Annotated in this window: 19 protein-coding genes; 4 read left to right on the top strand and 15 right to left on the bottom strand. The window is 52.9% G+C overall.

All coding sequences use genetic code 11. From position 1 onward, the window contains the following. Window positions 1–24: 24 nt before the first annotated feature. Entirely contained in the window at window positions 25–801 is a 777-nt protein-coding gene (gene pcrB / locus BLP91_RS12955; RefSeq protein ID WP_245662269.1) for a heptaprenylglyceryl phosphate synthase, read from the bottom strand. Between the two features lie 503 nt (window positions 802–1,304). On the opposite strand from pcrB, the gene BLP91_RS12945 reads away from it, so the two are divergent. After that, on the top strand, window positions 1,305–1,631 hold the full coding sequence (locus BLP91_RS12945) for a hypothetical protein (RefSeq protein WP_091571854.1): 327 nt from the start codon (window positions 1,305–1,307) through the stop codon (window positions 1,629–1,631). A 50-nt stretch (window positions 1,632–1,681) separates the two neighbouring features. Here BLP91_RS12945 and BLP91_RS12940 read toward each other — a convergent pair whose 3' ends face one another. The 5 genes from BLP91_RS12940 to BLP91_RS12925 form a co-directional block, all read right to left on the bottom strand. Next, on the bottom strand, window positions 1,682–2,125 hold the full coding sequence (locus tag BLP91_RS12940) for a DUF2935 domain-containing protein (RefSeq protein WP_091571851.1): 444 nt from the start codon (window positions 2,123–2,125) through the stop codon (window positions 1,682–1,684). Window positions 2,126–2,290: 165 nt separating this feature from the next. Then, window positions 2,291–2,428 carry a CocE/NonD family hydrolase gene (locus BLP91_RS17195; RefSeq protein ID WP_245662268.1) on the bottom strand — a complete coding sequence of 46 codons (138 nt, stop codon included), beginning with the start codon at window positions 2,426–2,428 and terminating at the stop codon, window positions 2,291–2,293. Between the two features lie 24 nt (window positions 2,429–2,452). Next, window positions 2,453–2,629, bottom strand: a complete 177-nt coding sequence (locus tag BLP91_RS17190; protein ID WP_245662267.1) for a hypothetical protein — start codon at window positions 2,627–2,629, stop codon at window positions 2,453–2,455. 274 nt (window positions 2,630–2,903) lie between these two features. Beyond that, window positions 2,904–3,218, bottom strand: a complete 315-nt coding sequence (locus BLP91_RS12930; RefSeq protein ID WP_091571849.1) for a YerC/YecD family TrpR-related protein — start codon at window positions 3,216–3,218, stop codon at window positions 2,904–2,906. 64 nt (window positions 3,219–3,282) lie between these two features. Next, window positions 3,283–4,266: a DUF3048 domain-containing protein gene (locus BLP91_RS12925; protein ID WP_176757971.1), complete on the bottom strand. Its 984-nt coding sequence runs from the start codon at window positions 4,264–4,266 to the stop codon at window positions 3,283–3,285. A gap of 248 nt (window positions 4,267–4,514) precedes the next feature. Here BLP91_RS12925 and BLP91_RS12920 point away from each other — a divergent pair, with 248 nt between their 5' ends. The 3 genes from BLP91_RS12920 to BLP91_RS12915 all read left to right on the top strand — a co-directional run bounded on the left by BLP91_RS12920 (window position 4,515) and on the right by BLP91_RS12915 (window position 5,446). Then, entirely contained in the window at window positions 4,515–4,754 is a 240-nt protein-coding gene (locus tag BLP91_RS12920) for a YgaP family membrane protein (RefSeq protein ID WP_091571844.1), read from the top strand. Further along, entirely contained in the window at window positions 4,751–4,879 is a 129-nt protein-coding gene (locus BLP91_RS16435; protein WP_143003555.1) for an EYxxD motif small membrane protein, read from the top strand. Before BLP91_RS12920 ends, BLP91_RS16435 begins: the two co-directional genes overlap by 4 nt. Before the next feature lie 345 nt (window positions 4,880–5,224). Then, the gene (locus tag BLP91_RS12915; protein ID WP_091571842.1) at window positions 5,225–5,446 is read left to right on the top strand and encodes a hypothetical protein; all 222 of its coding nucleotides are present in this window, start codon (window positions 5,225–5,227) and stop codon (window positions 5,444–5,446) included. Between the two features lie 35 nt (window positions 5,447–5,481). Here the strand turns inward: BLP91_RS12915 and BLP91_RS12910 are convergent, their stop codons facing one another. The 9 genes from BLP91_RS12910 to BLP91_RS12865 all read right to left on the bottom strand — a co-directional run bounded on the left by BLP91_RS12910 (window position 5,482) and on the right by BLP91_RS12865 (window position 13,976). Further along, a complete protein-coding gene (locus BLP91_RS12910) occupies window positions 5,482–6,537 on the bottom strand; it encodes a CDP-alcohol phosphatidyltransferase family protein (protein ID WP_245662266.1) in 1,056 nt (351 codons plus the stop codon). Window positions 6,538–6,543: 6 nt separating this feature from the next. Then, window positions 6,544–7,293, bottom strand: a complete 750-nt coding sequence (locus BLP91_RS12905; protein WP_091571839.1) for an ABC transporter ATP-binding protein — start codon at window positions 7,291–7,293, stop codon at window positions 6,544–6,546. 2 nt (window positions 7,294–7,295) lie between these two features. Further along, window positions 7,296–8,123: an ABC transporter permease gene (locus BLP91_RS12900; RefSeq protein WP_245662265.1), complete on the bottom strand. Its 828-nt coding sequence runs from the start codon at window positions 8,121–8,123 to the stop codon at window positions 7,296–7,298. Between the two features lie 11 nt (window positions 8,124–8,134). Next, complete coding sequence (locus tag BLP91_RS12895) at window positions 8,135–9,229, bottom strand: iron-containing alcohol dehydrogenase family protein (RefSeq protein WP_091571837.1); 1,095 nt, start codon at window positions 9,227–9,229, stop codon at window positions 8,135–8,137. Window positions 9,230–9,247: 18 nt separating this feature from the next. Beyond that, a complete protein-coding gene (locus BLP91_RS12890; protein WP_091571834.1) occupies window positions 9,248–9,964 on the bottom strand; it encodes a phosphocholine cytidylyltransferase family protein in 717 nt (238 codons plus the stop codon). Window positions 9,965–10,025: 61 nt separating this feature from the next. Continuing rightward, window positions 10,026–10,772, bottom strand: a complete 747-nt coding sequence (locus BLP91_RS12885) for a CDP-alcohol phosphatidyltransferase family protein (protein ID WP_176757970.1) — start codon at window positions 10,770–10,772, stop codon at window positions 10,026–10,028. Continuing rightward, a complete protein-coding gene (locus BLP91_RS12880) occupies window positions 10,744–11,793 on the bottom strand; it encodes a glycosyltransferase (protein WP_091571827.1) in 1,050 nt (349 codons plus the stop codon). The genes BLP91_RS12885 and BLP91_RS12880 overlap by 29 nt, the downstream gene beginning before the upstream one ends. 368 nt (window positions 11,794–12,161) lie before the next feature. Continuing rightward, window positions 12,162–13,436: a phosphoribosylamine--glycine ligase gene (purD, locus tag BLP91_RS12870; RefSeq protein WP_091571820.1), complete on the bottom strand. Its 1,275-nt coding sequence runs from the start codon at window positions 13,434–13,436 to the stop codon at window positions 12,162–12,164. Window positions 13,437–13,697: 261 nt separating this feature from the next. Then, a complete protein-coding gene (locus BLP91_RS12865) occupies window positions 13,698–13,976 on the bottom strand; it encodes a hypothetical protein (protein ID WP_091571817.1) in 279 nt (92 codons plus the stop codon). Window positions 13,977–14,027: the final 51 nt, after the last annotated feature.

Genomic DNA, 14,027 nt, shown 5'->3' with positions numbered 1-14,027 from the left:
ACTTCTTTGCTTGTCACCCTTTGTTCACTCGCTCCCGCCCTTCGCTTCCTTCGCCTGGTGGACGGTTTCCAACGCCGCCGCCACATTCCGATAAACCAGATTGCCGACCACGACCGTATCTGCCCATTTCGCCATGGTGCGCGCCTCGGTTTCTCCGGCGATCCCGCCCCCGTAAAAGAGATGGGAGCGATCCGTCCCTTCCCGAGCAGCCCGGACGATCTTTTCATCCCCATAGGTGCCGCTGTATTCCACATAGACGGCGGGAATTCGGAACATCCGTTCCGCCATGCGGGCATACGCCTTCACATCCTCGGCGTCAATTCGGGTTTGGCTCCCCGTCCGTCGGGCCACCTTGGAGGCTGGATTCATGACCACATATCCGAGCACCGCCACCATGTCCCAGGGAATCCAATCCCCGTACCTTTTAATCGCCCGCTGCTGGGCTCCCAGCACCCACTCCACGGAGCCCGCGTTGAGGACAACCGGAAGGAGATAACCGCTCACTCCCGGCACCACCGCCTCCGCATCGGAAATCTCCTGGACGCATTCCACGGGATAAGCGGAAATGCGCTCAATCAACCGCCGGGAATTTTCATATGTAATGCCATCGGTTCCGCCGACGATCACCGCGTCGGTCCCCGAGGTGCATACCTCTTCAAGTGCCCGATCGGGCAGTGCCCGGTTGGGATCCAGTTTAAAGGCGTGGCGCCAATGTTTCATCCGCTCTTCCAGCATGCTCGCTCCCCTTCCGCAACCGGCCTCTCGTTCAGCACTATTATACACGACGAAGGAATCGGGCAAAAGGAAGAGCCCCCCTTTTCAAACCATGCTACCGCAGCCATTATAGAATATCCGATCCTCTTCGACTGCTCAGAAACCACTGATATAAAAAACCGCCATAAGGCGGCTTATTTGCTCAGGGTTTTCGGTTTTTTGATCAAATCCAACCGCGATAACAGCCGATAGCGCAAGGACAAATCCCGATAACCAAGTAAACCAGCCCGAGTGAAAAACGTTCTTGCCCAGGAAATATGATAAGGGGATCCATAATAGCAATAAGCCTCCAAGAACCCTCATTCTAAACGATCCCTCCCGCTTTCCAAACGCATGAAGGTTCTTATACGAGAAAAGCTAACTAGCATCACAAGACGATCGATTCTTGATCAGACATAGACGGTTCGGGAGGCTTTGAGTGGGATGGACCGTGGTCAACCTCACTCCCTCGGGCCGATGGGAAAAGGGAATTCTCCAGTGGAGCGGCATAACATGAGGATGTGAACCTCAGTTGCGCAGGAGGGACCCTGATGAAAAAAATGTTATGGCGGGTGGGAAGTTATTATGGCGTGACCACCCTTCTCTTCATTGTGGCATGGGTATGGCTGGCCCAGAGCCAGCGTCCGGGGGAGGAGGCGGAGTGGGTTCCCTATTGGATCTTGGCTGGCACTCTGTTTTTCGCCCTACCTGCGGGCATCTTGACCGTGGTGGCGGGGGTTCGGTCTTACCGCTGGACTTCTCCCCGTCCCCGAACCTGGATCACCGTCTTGATCGGGGGGATGTTGATCATCCCCGCCCTGCTGACGATATTGTTTGGGGCGGCTCTCTTTTTCACCCTAACCTACTTGTTCTTGTAACTCAAACAAAAATCCCCGGCGCACCGGAGGAAACAGGCGTTTCAGGGTGGTCAGGAATGCGCAGGGTGTCCGCTCGGATACAATATGCCCTGAACCACACCGATAAAATATTCCGATTCCCGCCGGATGTGGCGAACCACGACAACAGCGGTCTGGTTCCCAGAAATGGCCCGGCTGTTTTTCTCCATCTCTTCTAAAAAGCGAAGGAATTGTTCGCTCTGTTCCACCGCAGACCGGGTCAGCTGCAGGATCTCGTTATAGAGAGCTTTGGGTAAGGCGCTGCCATATTTAAGCGCTGTTTCAATGTAACGAGTCACACGAATTTCAAAATCGACAAACTGCTGCTCCCACTGTTTGAGAGATTCCACATACTCCCGCTCCAAATCATCGCTCAATTCCCGAATGACCACCGTGTGTTCGCTCTCCTGCTGTTTCCAAAATTCAGCCTCGTCTAGGATGCGGATTGGCATCCAGGCCCCGTATGCGTATAGCATATACACCCGTCCTCCCTTGTACTTATTCAGCACATGTGTATGAGAACGAGCATTGGATTATGAATGGCTCGACCCATTCCTAAACATAGGCAGATAAACGCATTTGATCTCAGTTGTTCCCTCAACGGATCGATGCCGCCGACAACAAGGAGGATGAGCTGGCTTCTACCCGGGGTGGATGGCGCCAATAGGAACAATCGTCTTCCATCCTTCCACCTCGGTGGTGGCCACGGCGTTGGGGAAGGTTCCGCCGTAGGAAACCCCGATCATACCAGTCTCCCCTGTGGACCAATCCACCGTCACCGGTTCTCTCTCTGCGTTAAAGGCCTAGGTCCGATCGTTTAACCAGTCGATCACCGCCCGGGCGGCCGTCACCTCGTATTTACCGCCGGTGGGGGGCAACCGGTGGATCGGCTGGTGCCTAATCCCTCGGCCAGAACCACCGCATAACCGCGAGGTACGAAAGATTATCTGCTTTTGTCCGTCCCTGCTGCCCCCAGGCACCGGTTTACCGCCTCTGTCCTCAACAGGATTTAATTCCACGTCCACATCGTAAAACGGGATCTCATTCAACCCCGACCGATAGGGACTACCGGTACCTTCAACCCTTGTTCCATCTCCCGGGAACGGATAATATCCGCGGCAATTCGGTCTTTTTCTACATAGACCGTCTCACGGATGGCGTCCCGTTAGGAGAACACAGGCTGGGTCATCCCCTCTTTCAACCGATACGGATCTGACCCATAAAAAAGCCGCGGGAGAACCAGCCCGCGGCGTATTATGTCGTCTCCTTTTTCTGTTTTTCCTCCTGTAACCGTTCCAAAGCCAAGCTGTAACCGTCCGTCCCATAATGAAGGCATCGTTTGACCCGGGAGATAGTAGCGGTACTGGCACCGGTATCTGCCTCGATCTGATTGTAGGTATAACCTTCCTTCAACATCCGGGCTACTTCCAGCCGCTGTGCCAGCGACTTCACCTCGCCGACGGTGCAAAGGTCATCGAAAAATTGGTAGCACTCCTCGATACTTTCCAAAGTCAATATGGCCGCAAAAAGGTTGTTCACTTCTTTTTGTCGCAATTTATCCAGCTGCATTTTTTTGTCACCCCTTTTCCTTCCCGCCTCTTTACCCCTTTAATGAACTTATTCGATAGCGAAGTCACCGGTAGGAAAGCTCCCCCTTTTCCGGAAGGACATGGATCCATGTTTTTCCCGGAAAGAAGGAAGCCACCTTACCGTCAACCAGGGGGACGATCCAGCCATCCCGATACTCCCAACGGATGACGCGGGCTTTTCCTCCCTGAAACAACATCCCTTCTCCCTTCCCCGTCAACTCCACCTTCCGCCTCCCAGAGGCATCGATTACCTGATGAGGGGCCCGAATCACCAACACGTTGTCTGCCGAAAGGGCTTGATCGGTGAGTCTGTCCCGGTGCTGCTTTCCTTCCGTATACCGGATATATTGATCGGACGACGCATCATAACGAAATCCCGCCTTAAACAGGCGATGAAATGTCATCTCGATGCGGGAGGCCGCTTTCCCCTCTGTCTCACGTTGTTTGTTAAACCGATAGGGACTGTCCGGTGCCTTCTTAGCGTAACCTTTTTCAGCAGCTTTCCGCAACAATTGCTTCAGGTCGCTATACAGGTTGTGGGGGGGATGCCGGAAATCGACTCGCTGAAAAACCTCCTCCTCCCCATTTAACGCGTCCAGGCTGGCCAAGGACTGGCTTTTAATCTGGTTGAGGGCTGCCGGTGACCCCCCGGCATGAACCACCACCGCCCCCGGGCCTTTGGTCAAGTTCAAATAATAAGGCCGGGTGCTGCGAATGGGTCCTACCCTTCCCTCATCTTCTCCGTAAAAAAAAGCGGCCAATCGGGTGATCCCCCCTTCCGCCAACACCTCCACCAGCATATCGGCCCGGTTGAGCCCTGTTTGTGGACGCGCTTTGGAGTGGTTGTTCACCATCACCATCAAGGGCGGCCCCGTCGCTTCTTCCTTCATTTTCTCACCTGTAAAGGGATGAAGCTTCTCTTCTTCTTTCTGCTCATCCTTACCGGAAAGAGCTTCCCGCAACGGTTGGGTACTACAGCCACTCAACACCACACACACCAATAGAGCAGCGAGGAGCCTGTACCACATCCTACCACACTCCTTTCTAAACCCTCCCGTACCCCTTCGACACAGCGGCGAGCTCCTCCTCCAGTCTAAAGCGATGGTGGGCTCCTTACCACAAAAAGGGTTTCGGTTTCTTCTGTTGAAGAACCTTTCACCATGGCTATTCTTCCTCCTCATGCTGCCATAACCCACCAAATGCCCAAGGCTGTATAAGGACGAGATCGCCGATAATAATAAGGTCGACCCAAAATAAACAACGGGGAGGTGATCACATGCAAAAAAATGTGGGAACATGGGATGCGTTGATGCGAATCACACTGGGTTTCACCGGTCTTGCCTGGGGGATTTCCCGGATGATCCAGAAACCTCACAATATGACACCATTGCTGGTGGCCTTGCTCTCCGGCATGAAGGTGGCGGAAGGGATTACCCGTTTTTGTCCGATGCTGACGGTGATGGGGGCCACCACTCAGGACAGCAAAACCGCAGACAACAGGGAGGTGACCTCATGAACGGGTGGTTACTCATCGGGGATCAATTCAACGATTACAGTTATGTGATCGCCACAGTGGTCGGTTCCCTCCTCGTGATCGGGTTTATGATATTTTATGTCCGACGTCGGCGAAAAGCCGGATGATTCGGGTAGCAAGATTTTCTGAGACAACATGGCGAGTTAAGAATGACAACCGTCTCGTTTTATTCCTTGGCTCTGCTGAGGCAGCCATGATCTCCTTTCATCCAAGGATGAATACTCCGCTTGTCGCGGAGTATCCCCCCCTTTTTTATCGCCGTCTTCTGAAAATTTACCCTTGAATCGATGCCGCGGTCCCCTTTATTTTAAGAAGAGAGGTAGTTTTTTCTCCCCCTGATGGACGGACCTTTTCCGATAATCAGGTGGAAATCGGTCCGAATCATGGTAAGATAAAGAGAAAGGGGAACATATGATCGAGTTGCCGGGAGCATGTAAAGGAGAGTGAGAAAAATGGCCCTGACCGAAGAAGAAAAAGAGACTGTCATCCAGTTTGATGAAGCGGGCCAGACCGCATTTGTGTATACAGCCAGCTGGGACATGGCTAGAAACTTAAAAAAAGCAGGTTTCGCTCCGGTCAAGAAAGTAAAGGGTGCTTGGTGGTTTGAGGTTCCCAGAGGATCTCTCACCATTCAGGGGGAAAAAGACTGCCTGACACTTGGAGGATTAGGCTAAAAAAAACAGCGGGCCCGAAAAGGTCCGCTGTTTTTTTATTTACCGGCAACGGCCTCTTTTTGTTCTTCCAGCTCTTCCTGCGGCAGCATCGCTTCTGCTTTTTCCGTCGCCTCTTTGATGCGGTTGTGTTCCCGTTCAAAGTCTTTGGTTGACAGCCAGATCTTGTACACGATCGCCGCTTCAAACAACATCAACAGAATGGAGCCGAAGAAAATCGCTTCTTTGATCAACCCGAAAATGGGAGCCACCACAAAAATAAACATCTGAAACTCGATTCCGCTGAAGAGGTGCATCCGAATCCGTTTATTGAGGAAGAAATCCCGCACCTTCATATAGGTGGAGAACTTGGATTTAAATTCTTGCTGCAGGTCGAATTTCTTCTTCTGCAAAAGCTCCGCTTCCGACGCAGCCGGTTGTTGTTGCTCCGATTGGGCCGATTGCTTCGACACGCGGTCCAGCGATTCGTTCTTCTCCTCTTCTTCCTCTTCTTCCTCGTCTTCCGGCTTGTCGGACTGCTGCACCGCCGGCTCGTCAATGACAATCCCCGCTGCTTCAGCGGTCCGTTTCAGTTTCCGGCGGGCCTTACGCAGCTTACCGCGCATTTCACGGCGCAGTTTATACAGTTGAAGAGCGTTGATATGGCGTGCGCAGTAGGCCGCCAGGAACATAAAGGCGAGATAGAGATAAGCCACGTCCCCTGTCAGCCGATATTGGCTGTAGGTGAGTGCCGCACCGCACAAGATCACCCGGATATGGTCCAGGGTGATATCCAGCAACACACCGAATGTGGAGCCCGTCCCTTTGAGGCGGGCAATCTTTCCGTCCATGCAGTCGATGATGAAGCTGATGTGATACAGAAGAGCCCCGACCACCAGGGCGGTGTAATCTCCGAGGAAAAAGCAGTAAACAGCGGTCATGCCGAGGATAAAGGAAAAGATGGAAAGCTGGTTAGGCGTGATGTTCGTCCGATTTGCCACCGGCTTGACCAACCGAGCAGCCACGGGATCGACGAGCAACACGGTCCACCAGGCATCTTTTTTCTTAAAAGTCCCTTTGACTTCTTCCATGGTGAAGTCCCGTTGCTCACTCAAAAGTCCTCACGCTCCTTTCTTCTTTTTTTTTGGTTTCTTATCCTCCTGATACTTATCGATCATCTCATTGATCTCCCCGATATCCAGCACCTTGCCCTTATCGAGAATCAGTGCTCGGTCACAGATTTTCCGGAGCGGTTTCAGGCTGTGGGAGACGACCACCAAAGTTTTGCCCGACTGGCGCAGTTCTTCCATCTTGGCGTAGCACTTCTTCTTAAAGTCCTTATCCCCCACGGCCAACACTTCGTCGATCAGGATAATATCCGCATCGATGTGGATAGCGATGGAAAAGCCGAGCCGGGCTTTCATCCCCGAGGAATAAAACTTGACCGGGGTGTGTATAAACTCCTCCAGCTCGGAAAACGCCACGATCTTGTCAAACACCTCATCGATCCGTTTTTTGCTCAGACCGAAGATGGCGCAGTTGAGGCGGATGTTTTCCGCACCGGTCAGATCACGGGAAAGACCCGCACTCAGTTCGATCAGGGGAGCCACCTTCCCGTTCATTTCCACACGACCGGAGTCGGGATATATGATTCCGGACAACACCTTGAACAAGGTGCTTTTTCCCGCCCCGTTCTTCCCGATGATCGCGTAGGATTCTCCTTGCTTTACCTTGAAGGAGACATCCTGGAGGGCGGTAAATTCTTTATACCGCTTTTCCCCTTTGGCCAGGGAGATGAAGAACCCTTTCAGGGTCTTGTCATAAGCTTTACGGAAATGCTTGGTCAGATTTTCGACGACAATCGCTTCCATCGTCAGATCACTTCCCCTACGCGGCGGTTCATCTTACGGAAGAGATACCAAGCGCCCAAGAACAGGATCACCGTGACCAGTACGGTATAGATCACCCAAAAACCGGGAATCGTCGGATGGGCGGGGACCCCCTGACCCGGGAAGAAAATCCCGTGGTACAAGGAGATAATCACCGCCATCGGATTCAGGAAATAGAGATCGGCAAACTGCTGCACAATCGGATCCGCATCTGTGCTGAACAACATTTTGACGGGGTAGATAATCGGACACAGGTACATCCAGGCCCGCATCAGCAGATTGACGATAAACTCCACGTCCCGGTAGTACACATTGAGCACCGAGACCAACAGCGCGATTCCCAGGGTGAAACCGGACTGAATCAGAATGATTCCTGGCAGCAACGCCAGTTGATCCCACTGAATCGACTGCTGGGTGACCACCGCCATCACCATAATCAGTCCAAAGGCCGGGATGAAGTTGACCAGGTTGGAGATCAACATGGTCAAGGGAAAAATCTCCCGGGGAAAATACACTTTTTTGATTAGGGAGGCGTTGCTGGAGAGGGCCTTGGTCCCTTTCCGCACGGAATTGTTGAAAAAGGTCCAGGGAATGAGTCCGGACAGTACATACAGGGGATAAGCCCCCTCCGGCAACCCCTTGTTCAGATTGACCAGGTACCCGAACACCAGGGTGTAAATCACCATGAGCCCCAAGGGTTCCAACAGGGTCCAGAAAAACCCGAACAGGGAGTTCCGGTACCGGATCCTCAATTCTTTGTGGACCAGAAAATACATCAGTTCCTTGTATTTTGTCAGATATGCCAACATCATGTGGAGACTCCTTATCCTGCAGACGACCCCGTTTGCTGATATCGATTCTTCGCGTGATCGGGGTAAACGTCGTCCAGCATTTTGTCGATGGTTTCATCCGTCAGATCCCATTCGTTAAAGACGGTGTAGCGATTCCGCATCGACGGGGCTTTTCTGATGGCTCGGTGCATCTCTTCCCGGGTGTATCCGAGATCGCTGTAGTGAGTCGGCAACCCCAGTTTCTCGTAGTAGGGCAAGAGCGGTTCCACATGATCCCGCTTTCCCTGTAAATACTGAGCGAAAAGCACACCGATCGCCACCTGTTCCCCGTGCAGCGCCTTGGCGCCGCAATGGTAATCCAGCGCATGGCTGATCAGGTGTTCGGATCCGCTGCAGGGACGGCTGGAACCGGCGATAGACATGGCGATCCCGCTCATGATCAGGGATTCCGCAGCCGTTTTCATCAATCGGGACTGATCGATCTCCTCCCGGTTCAACACGTTTAAAAAGGAATCGGCGGCGTTGTCAGCCATCAGGCGGGCAAAGGTGTTCATCTCTTCTTTGCCGGCACGGTGGGCCAGATTCCAGTCGAAGAGCGCCGACTTATTGGACAGAAGATCGCCGATTCCCGCCGACATCATCCGCGGCGGGCAGGAAGCCAACAAGTCTAAGTCGATCACCACAGCCTGAGGCATTTTCACCCCGATGCTGGTGCTTTTGTTCAGCATCTTGATCACTGCCACCGGAGAACAGATGGCGTCGCTGGAAACCGCCGTGGGAAACAGTACGACCGGCACGTTGCTCCGGGTCCCCAGCACTTTGGAAACATCCAGGGCTTTGCCTCCACCCACTCCAAAAATCATATCCGGCGGATCCTCAAGCACTCGCCGTTCCAAATCGTTAATCGCATCCAGGCTGTTCTCCTTGCAGGTCATCACCTGAATCCCGGAAGCCTGTTCGTTGATGACATCGATGATCTGATCGGTCACCTGTCGGGTTTTGCCGCTACCGCTCACGAGGGCCACCTTTTGGTCTTTGATCCACTCGTAAACTTCGTTTTTAAACAGGTGCGGAATCGCCCGATGTTCAATGGTCAGCTTGATCGGAATATGCACCTTTTTCGTCATAAAAAACGCCTCCCCGGTTTATGAACGGACACGGGACGCCAGCTTTTTCGCCGTCTCGAGATCATTGAAATCGTCGATTTCCACCCAAGAATAGCCCTCGGTGTCCACGCATTTGATCAACACCTCGGAAGCGCAGGCCTCATACACATTTTCGTACCAGGCCTGAGTGTCACCGGCATCAATCATTTTCCGGGCTTTCTCATACAGCACTTTTAGTTCGGGCCGGGCCAGTTTGGAGATGCCGATATATTCGCCATCCCCCTCATCCAACGCCATCTTCTTATTGATCCATTGCAAGCGATGGTCGGAATCCATTTGCACACGCATCGATTCCTCTGTCAACACCTTGTGCGTATCTACCAGGATGGCAGTCCGATCCGAGGCATCCAAAATAACAGGGATGAGACGGTCATCATAAAAGTCATCGGAGTTGATCAAGAGGAGGTCGTCCCCGATTTGTTCCGTCAACAAAAACGAGTAAATGTTGTTCATGGTGTCATACTCAGGATTGTGGATAAACTGGATCGAAGTGCCTGCAAAGTGCTCCTGAATCCGCTCCATCTTGTATCCGCCCAGGACCACGATATCCTCGTCTTTAAAGCCTGCTTTTCGCACACTTTCCACCTGGTACTGAACCAGCGGTTTGTCGGCTACGCGAATCATCGCTTTCGGTTTATCTTCCGTTTCGGGGCGCAGACGGCTGCCTACACCGGCTGCCAAAATGACCACCTTCATGAAAAACAACTCCTTCTTCCTTTGTAATGTGGATTTTACATATTTTTAATCCGTCTGCAATCTAAATTAATTTCATTGTGGTAAGATACAGGCGGACCAAGGTTTTTAGGGCCATGACAAGCAAAAACCCGATAAACAGAATGGGGACGAGGACCCAACCTGAAAAAAATTCCACTGCCGTCAATATCAGGAGGATGGCGAAGAAGCCAGGCATGCCTGTGAAAAACGCCACCCATTCCATCAAGGACGATGTGGTCCGCATATCGCTGACCGGATCGCCCTCATCCTCCTTCAGTCCCACATAATTGTAGGCAAGAGGGACCAACAAGGCGAGGGTCCCGACAAGGACCACCCCATAGATTAACGAGGAAGCCCACAGGTCCAGTTTCACTCCTTCGATCTGTCGGAGCAACCCTAAGGAGACGCCGGTCAAGATGGGGATGCTCATCGCCCGGATCAAGGTATCCAGAAACACTCCCAACCGGCTGGTCACTTCCTTTAAGCGGGCCAGTTCACCATCCAGGCAATCACAGAGATAACCCAAATTGTAGAACAGCACCGCTAACAGATACCCCCACATCTCACCCGACAACAGGAACCAGCCGGTCACCGCGAAAAAAAAGAGGCTGGACCAACTGATCCCGTTCGGTGTTACCGGGGTTCGGCCCAATGCCAAGGTCACATAAATGGAAACCCTTCGTAATACATACCAGGACCAGATCTCCTCCATATGCCTTGGCTTTTGACAGAGTGACCGCAAGAAACGGACCCGCTCACTGTCAACGGGCAATGTTGGTCGCTTTTCCATCATATCGCCGCTCCTTATCATATACCCGGTCACTCTTCCAGTATCCCTTGCTCAGCAAGCCGGCAGCCGATCCGAGGCCACGGCTGAAATGTAACAACAAAAAGGACAACATACAGGGGAAGACGTATTTCCAACCTTTTTCCCGAATCACTCCCCGGGAGGAGCTGACCAGAAGGAAAAAATAAACAAGGATGAGTGCGGACAACGTCGTCAGCGCTACGGGGCTGAAAAAGGAAGTGACCCCTAAGATCAAGGACATCAACACCATGATCAGTGGAATGTAATGCCGCCAACGGAGGACGCCCTGTCCCTGTCTGCTGGCAACCATGGTCCATTTTCCGTCGCTGTATGATTTATGGAGAAAAGCCGGCAGGGTGTTCCGTACAAAGTAGACAGAACGGATCGCAGTGGACAGGAAGAAAGAGCCCCCGTTCCTGCGAATCCGGGCATGCATCTCCAAGTCCTCGTTTCGCTTAAGCTGTTCATCGAAGTAGCCGACCTCATCGAAGATCTCCCGTTTGTATGCGGCGTAGGGAACGGTGTCTACATAGCCTTCCCAATCTTTTTTGGTGGTACGAAACTTAGAGTTGCCCACACCGAAGGGATGGGAGTACACATAGGCATTGACTTCCCCCCAAAAACCGGTTCCCTTCGTTTCGACCACGCCGCCCACACAGGAGGCCTCCGGCACCCGCCGGGCCACCCGATAAGTGCTGGAAAGAAAATCGACAGGAATCTGGCTGTGTCCGTCCACCCGGATCACGTACTCCCCTTCCGCGTGTTGAATCCCGATGTTCCATCCCTTAGCCAGGGTTCTGCCGGGATTGGAAAGGAGGAGGATCCGTTCCGGATAGCGTTCCTGCATCTGTTCAATAATCTGCAGAGTCCGGTCATCCGATTCCCCGTCAATGACGATCACTTCATATTGTTCCTGCGGAAAGTCCTGATTCATGATGGCTTCCAGCAGGTTTTCTATATGCTGTTCCTCATTTCTTACAACCAGTAAAAATGAAAATACCAAGGGTTTGCGCTCGATGGTGAATCACCTGCTCTCTACTGCCCTGTGGTACCACAGTCAGTCATGCTAACATGATATCACGGTCCTATCAAATCTACAATTGACCTCTCTCTCTTGTTAAACTTTATACAAATGCACCCCGCCACACTCGGCCACTCTTATGAAGATTTGGAAAAGAACCTTCCACGTATTTATCTTACCACTTACAAGAAGGTTTGCGGGGGTCCAGTCCCTGAAATAGTGCTTTTCACGTAGAGAGTTCAACCAAAAATCGGGACTCTTCATCCATCCGTCTCTCAAAACTACCTCGATAGTCTCCCTCGTAAAAACCACCCCGAAACAGAGGTGGTTTTTACTTTTCAAGGAAATATTTACTTGGTTTTCACCCCACAAAAAGCTGTGGCAATATCCCGCCGGAAATGGGCCCCTTCAAAGCGGATGTTGCCCAGGGTCTTGTAGACCGACTGTCTCGCCCCTTCCAGGTCCGTTCCCAGTGAGGTCACGCCCAAAACCCTGCCACCTGCGGTAACCAGCTGCTGGTCAATCGTGGCGGTCCCGGCGTGAAAGACGACCGCCTCCTCACACGCTTTGGGCAACCCTTGGATCACCTTTCCTTTTTCGTAGGAGCCGGGATAACCACGGGAGGTCATCACCACACAGACTGCCGCCTCTCTTTTCCAAGCGAGTTCCGCTTTCGCCAGAGACCTTGTCGCTGTCGCCAGCAGAATATCCGCCAGATCTCCGTCGAGACGAGGGAGCACGACCTGGGTTTCCGGATCGCCGAAGCGGGCGTTAAACTCGATCACCCGCGGCCCCATCTCCGTCATCATCAGTCCCGCATAAAGAACCCCCTGAAAGGATAACCCCTCTCGGGCCATTCCCCGGGCCATCGGTATGAGGATCTCTGAGAGCGCCTGCTGGATCTGGCTGTCCCCAATATGAGGCACTGGGCTATAGGCCCCCATCCCGCCGGTGTTGGGGCCCTGATTCCCTTCATAGACCGGCTTATGATCCTGGGCAGGCACCATCGGGCGGACCGTCTCCCCGTCGACAAAGGCCATCAGGGACATCTCCTCGCCGAAGAGGCACTCTTCAACGACGATCTCCTCACCCGCATGGCCGAAGGTCCGCTCTTCCATCATCCGGTGGACGGCTTCCACCGCTTCCTCCACCGTCTGGGCCACGATCACGCCTTTTCCTGCGGCCAGTCCGTCCGCTTTGACGACGATAGGCGCTCCCTGACGTCGGATATAAGCGATGGCCTCCCTAGGATCATGAAAGGAACGGTAACCGGCGGTGGGTACACCATACTTCTCCATCAGTTCCTTGGCGAAACGTTTGCTTCCTTCCACACGGGCGGCTGCCCGCTTGGGCCCGAAAATGGTGAGCCCCTCCGCCTCAAAGGCGTCTACCACCCCTGCCATCAGGGCGGATTCCGGTCCCACGACCGTCAGTTCGATCCGCCGATCGGAAGCAAACCGAACCAAGGCTTCCACGTCGGTAACGGAAATGGGCACACAAGTGGCCATCTCTCCAATTCCGGCGTTGCCCGGCGCACAATAAACTTCCTGTACCTGGGGACTCTGTTTTAATTTCCAAACGAGAGCGTGTTCCCGCCCCCCTCCTCCAATCACCAATACACGCACGTTGAGCCACCGCCTTTGGGGAAGTATCGTTCGCATTATGGGGGTCTATGCTTGTCCTATAACAGGACACGGCGACGTTTACTCGAAACCTGACACTTCATCCATCGAGCACCAATCTTGCGTCAAGTCTGAGCTTATTTATCTTCTAAGCCCTGGAACAGCCAGTCGTTTCGAGCAAACGCTACCCTCCTTGTAGCAACGTCTCAGGGCTTGTCCCCTTGCGGCTGGATCGGTCCGGCCGCCTTCTATCGGAATCCATGGTTAATCAAACCAGAGGCTGATTCCAAATAGCGCAATAGTAACCACGATAAAGATAAAGGACCAATCCACCCGCTCATCCGGAGTCCGATTGGATTTTCGACGCACACTGGGGATCGACATGATCCCACTCATCGCCAGGGCAAGCAGAAAATAGATTCCACCCGCCACCCGAATGCTGTATTGCCAGGAGGTCGGATCATACCAGCCCCAGTAAACTGTCAGCCACATGAGGGAAAGCGTAAGGAAGACAAAGATAAGCGACCATCGAATCATATGCATAGCAAACCCTCCCTCGGCGTTCTGGTCTTTTATATATACGCCGGAAAGGGT

The organism is Melghirimyces thermohalophilus (assembly GCF_900102685.1).
GTDB lineage: Bacteria > Bacillota > Bacilli > Thermoactinomycetales > DSM-45169 > Melghirimyces > Melghirimyces thermohalophilus.
The sequence above is the reverse complement of the archived record's forward strand: the minus strand, read 5'-3'. Positions and strand labels throughout refer to the sequence as shown.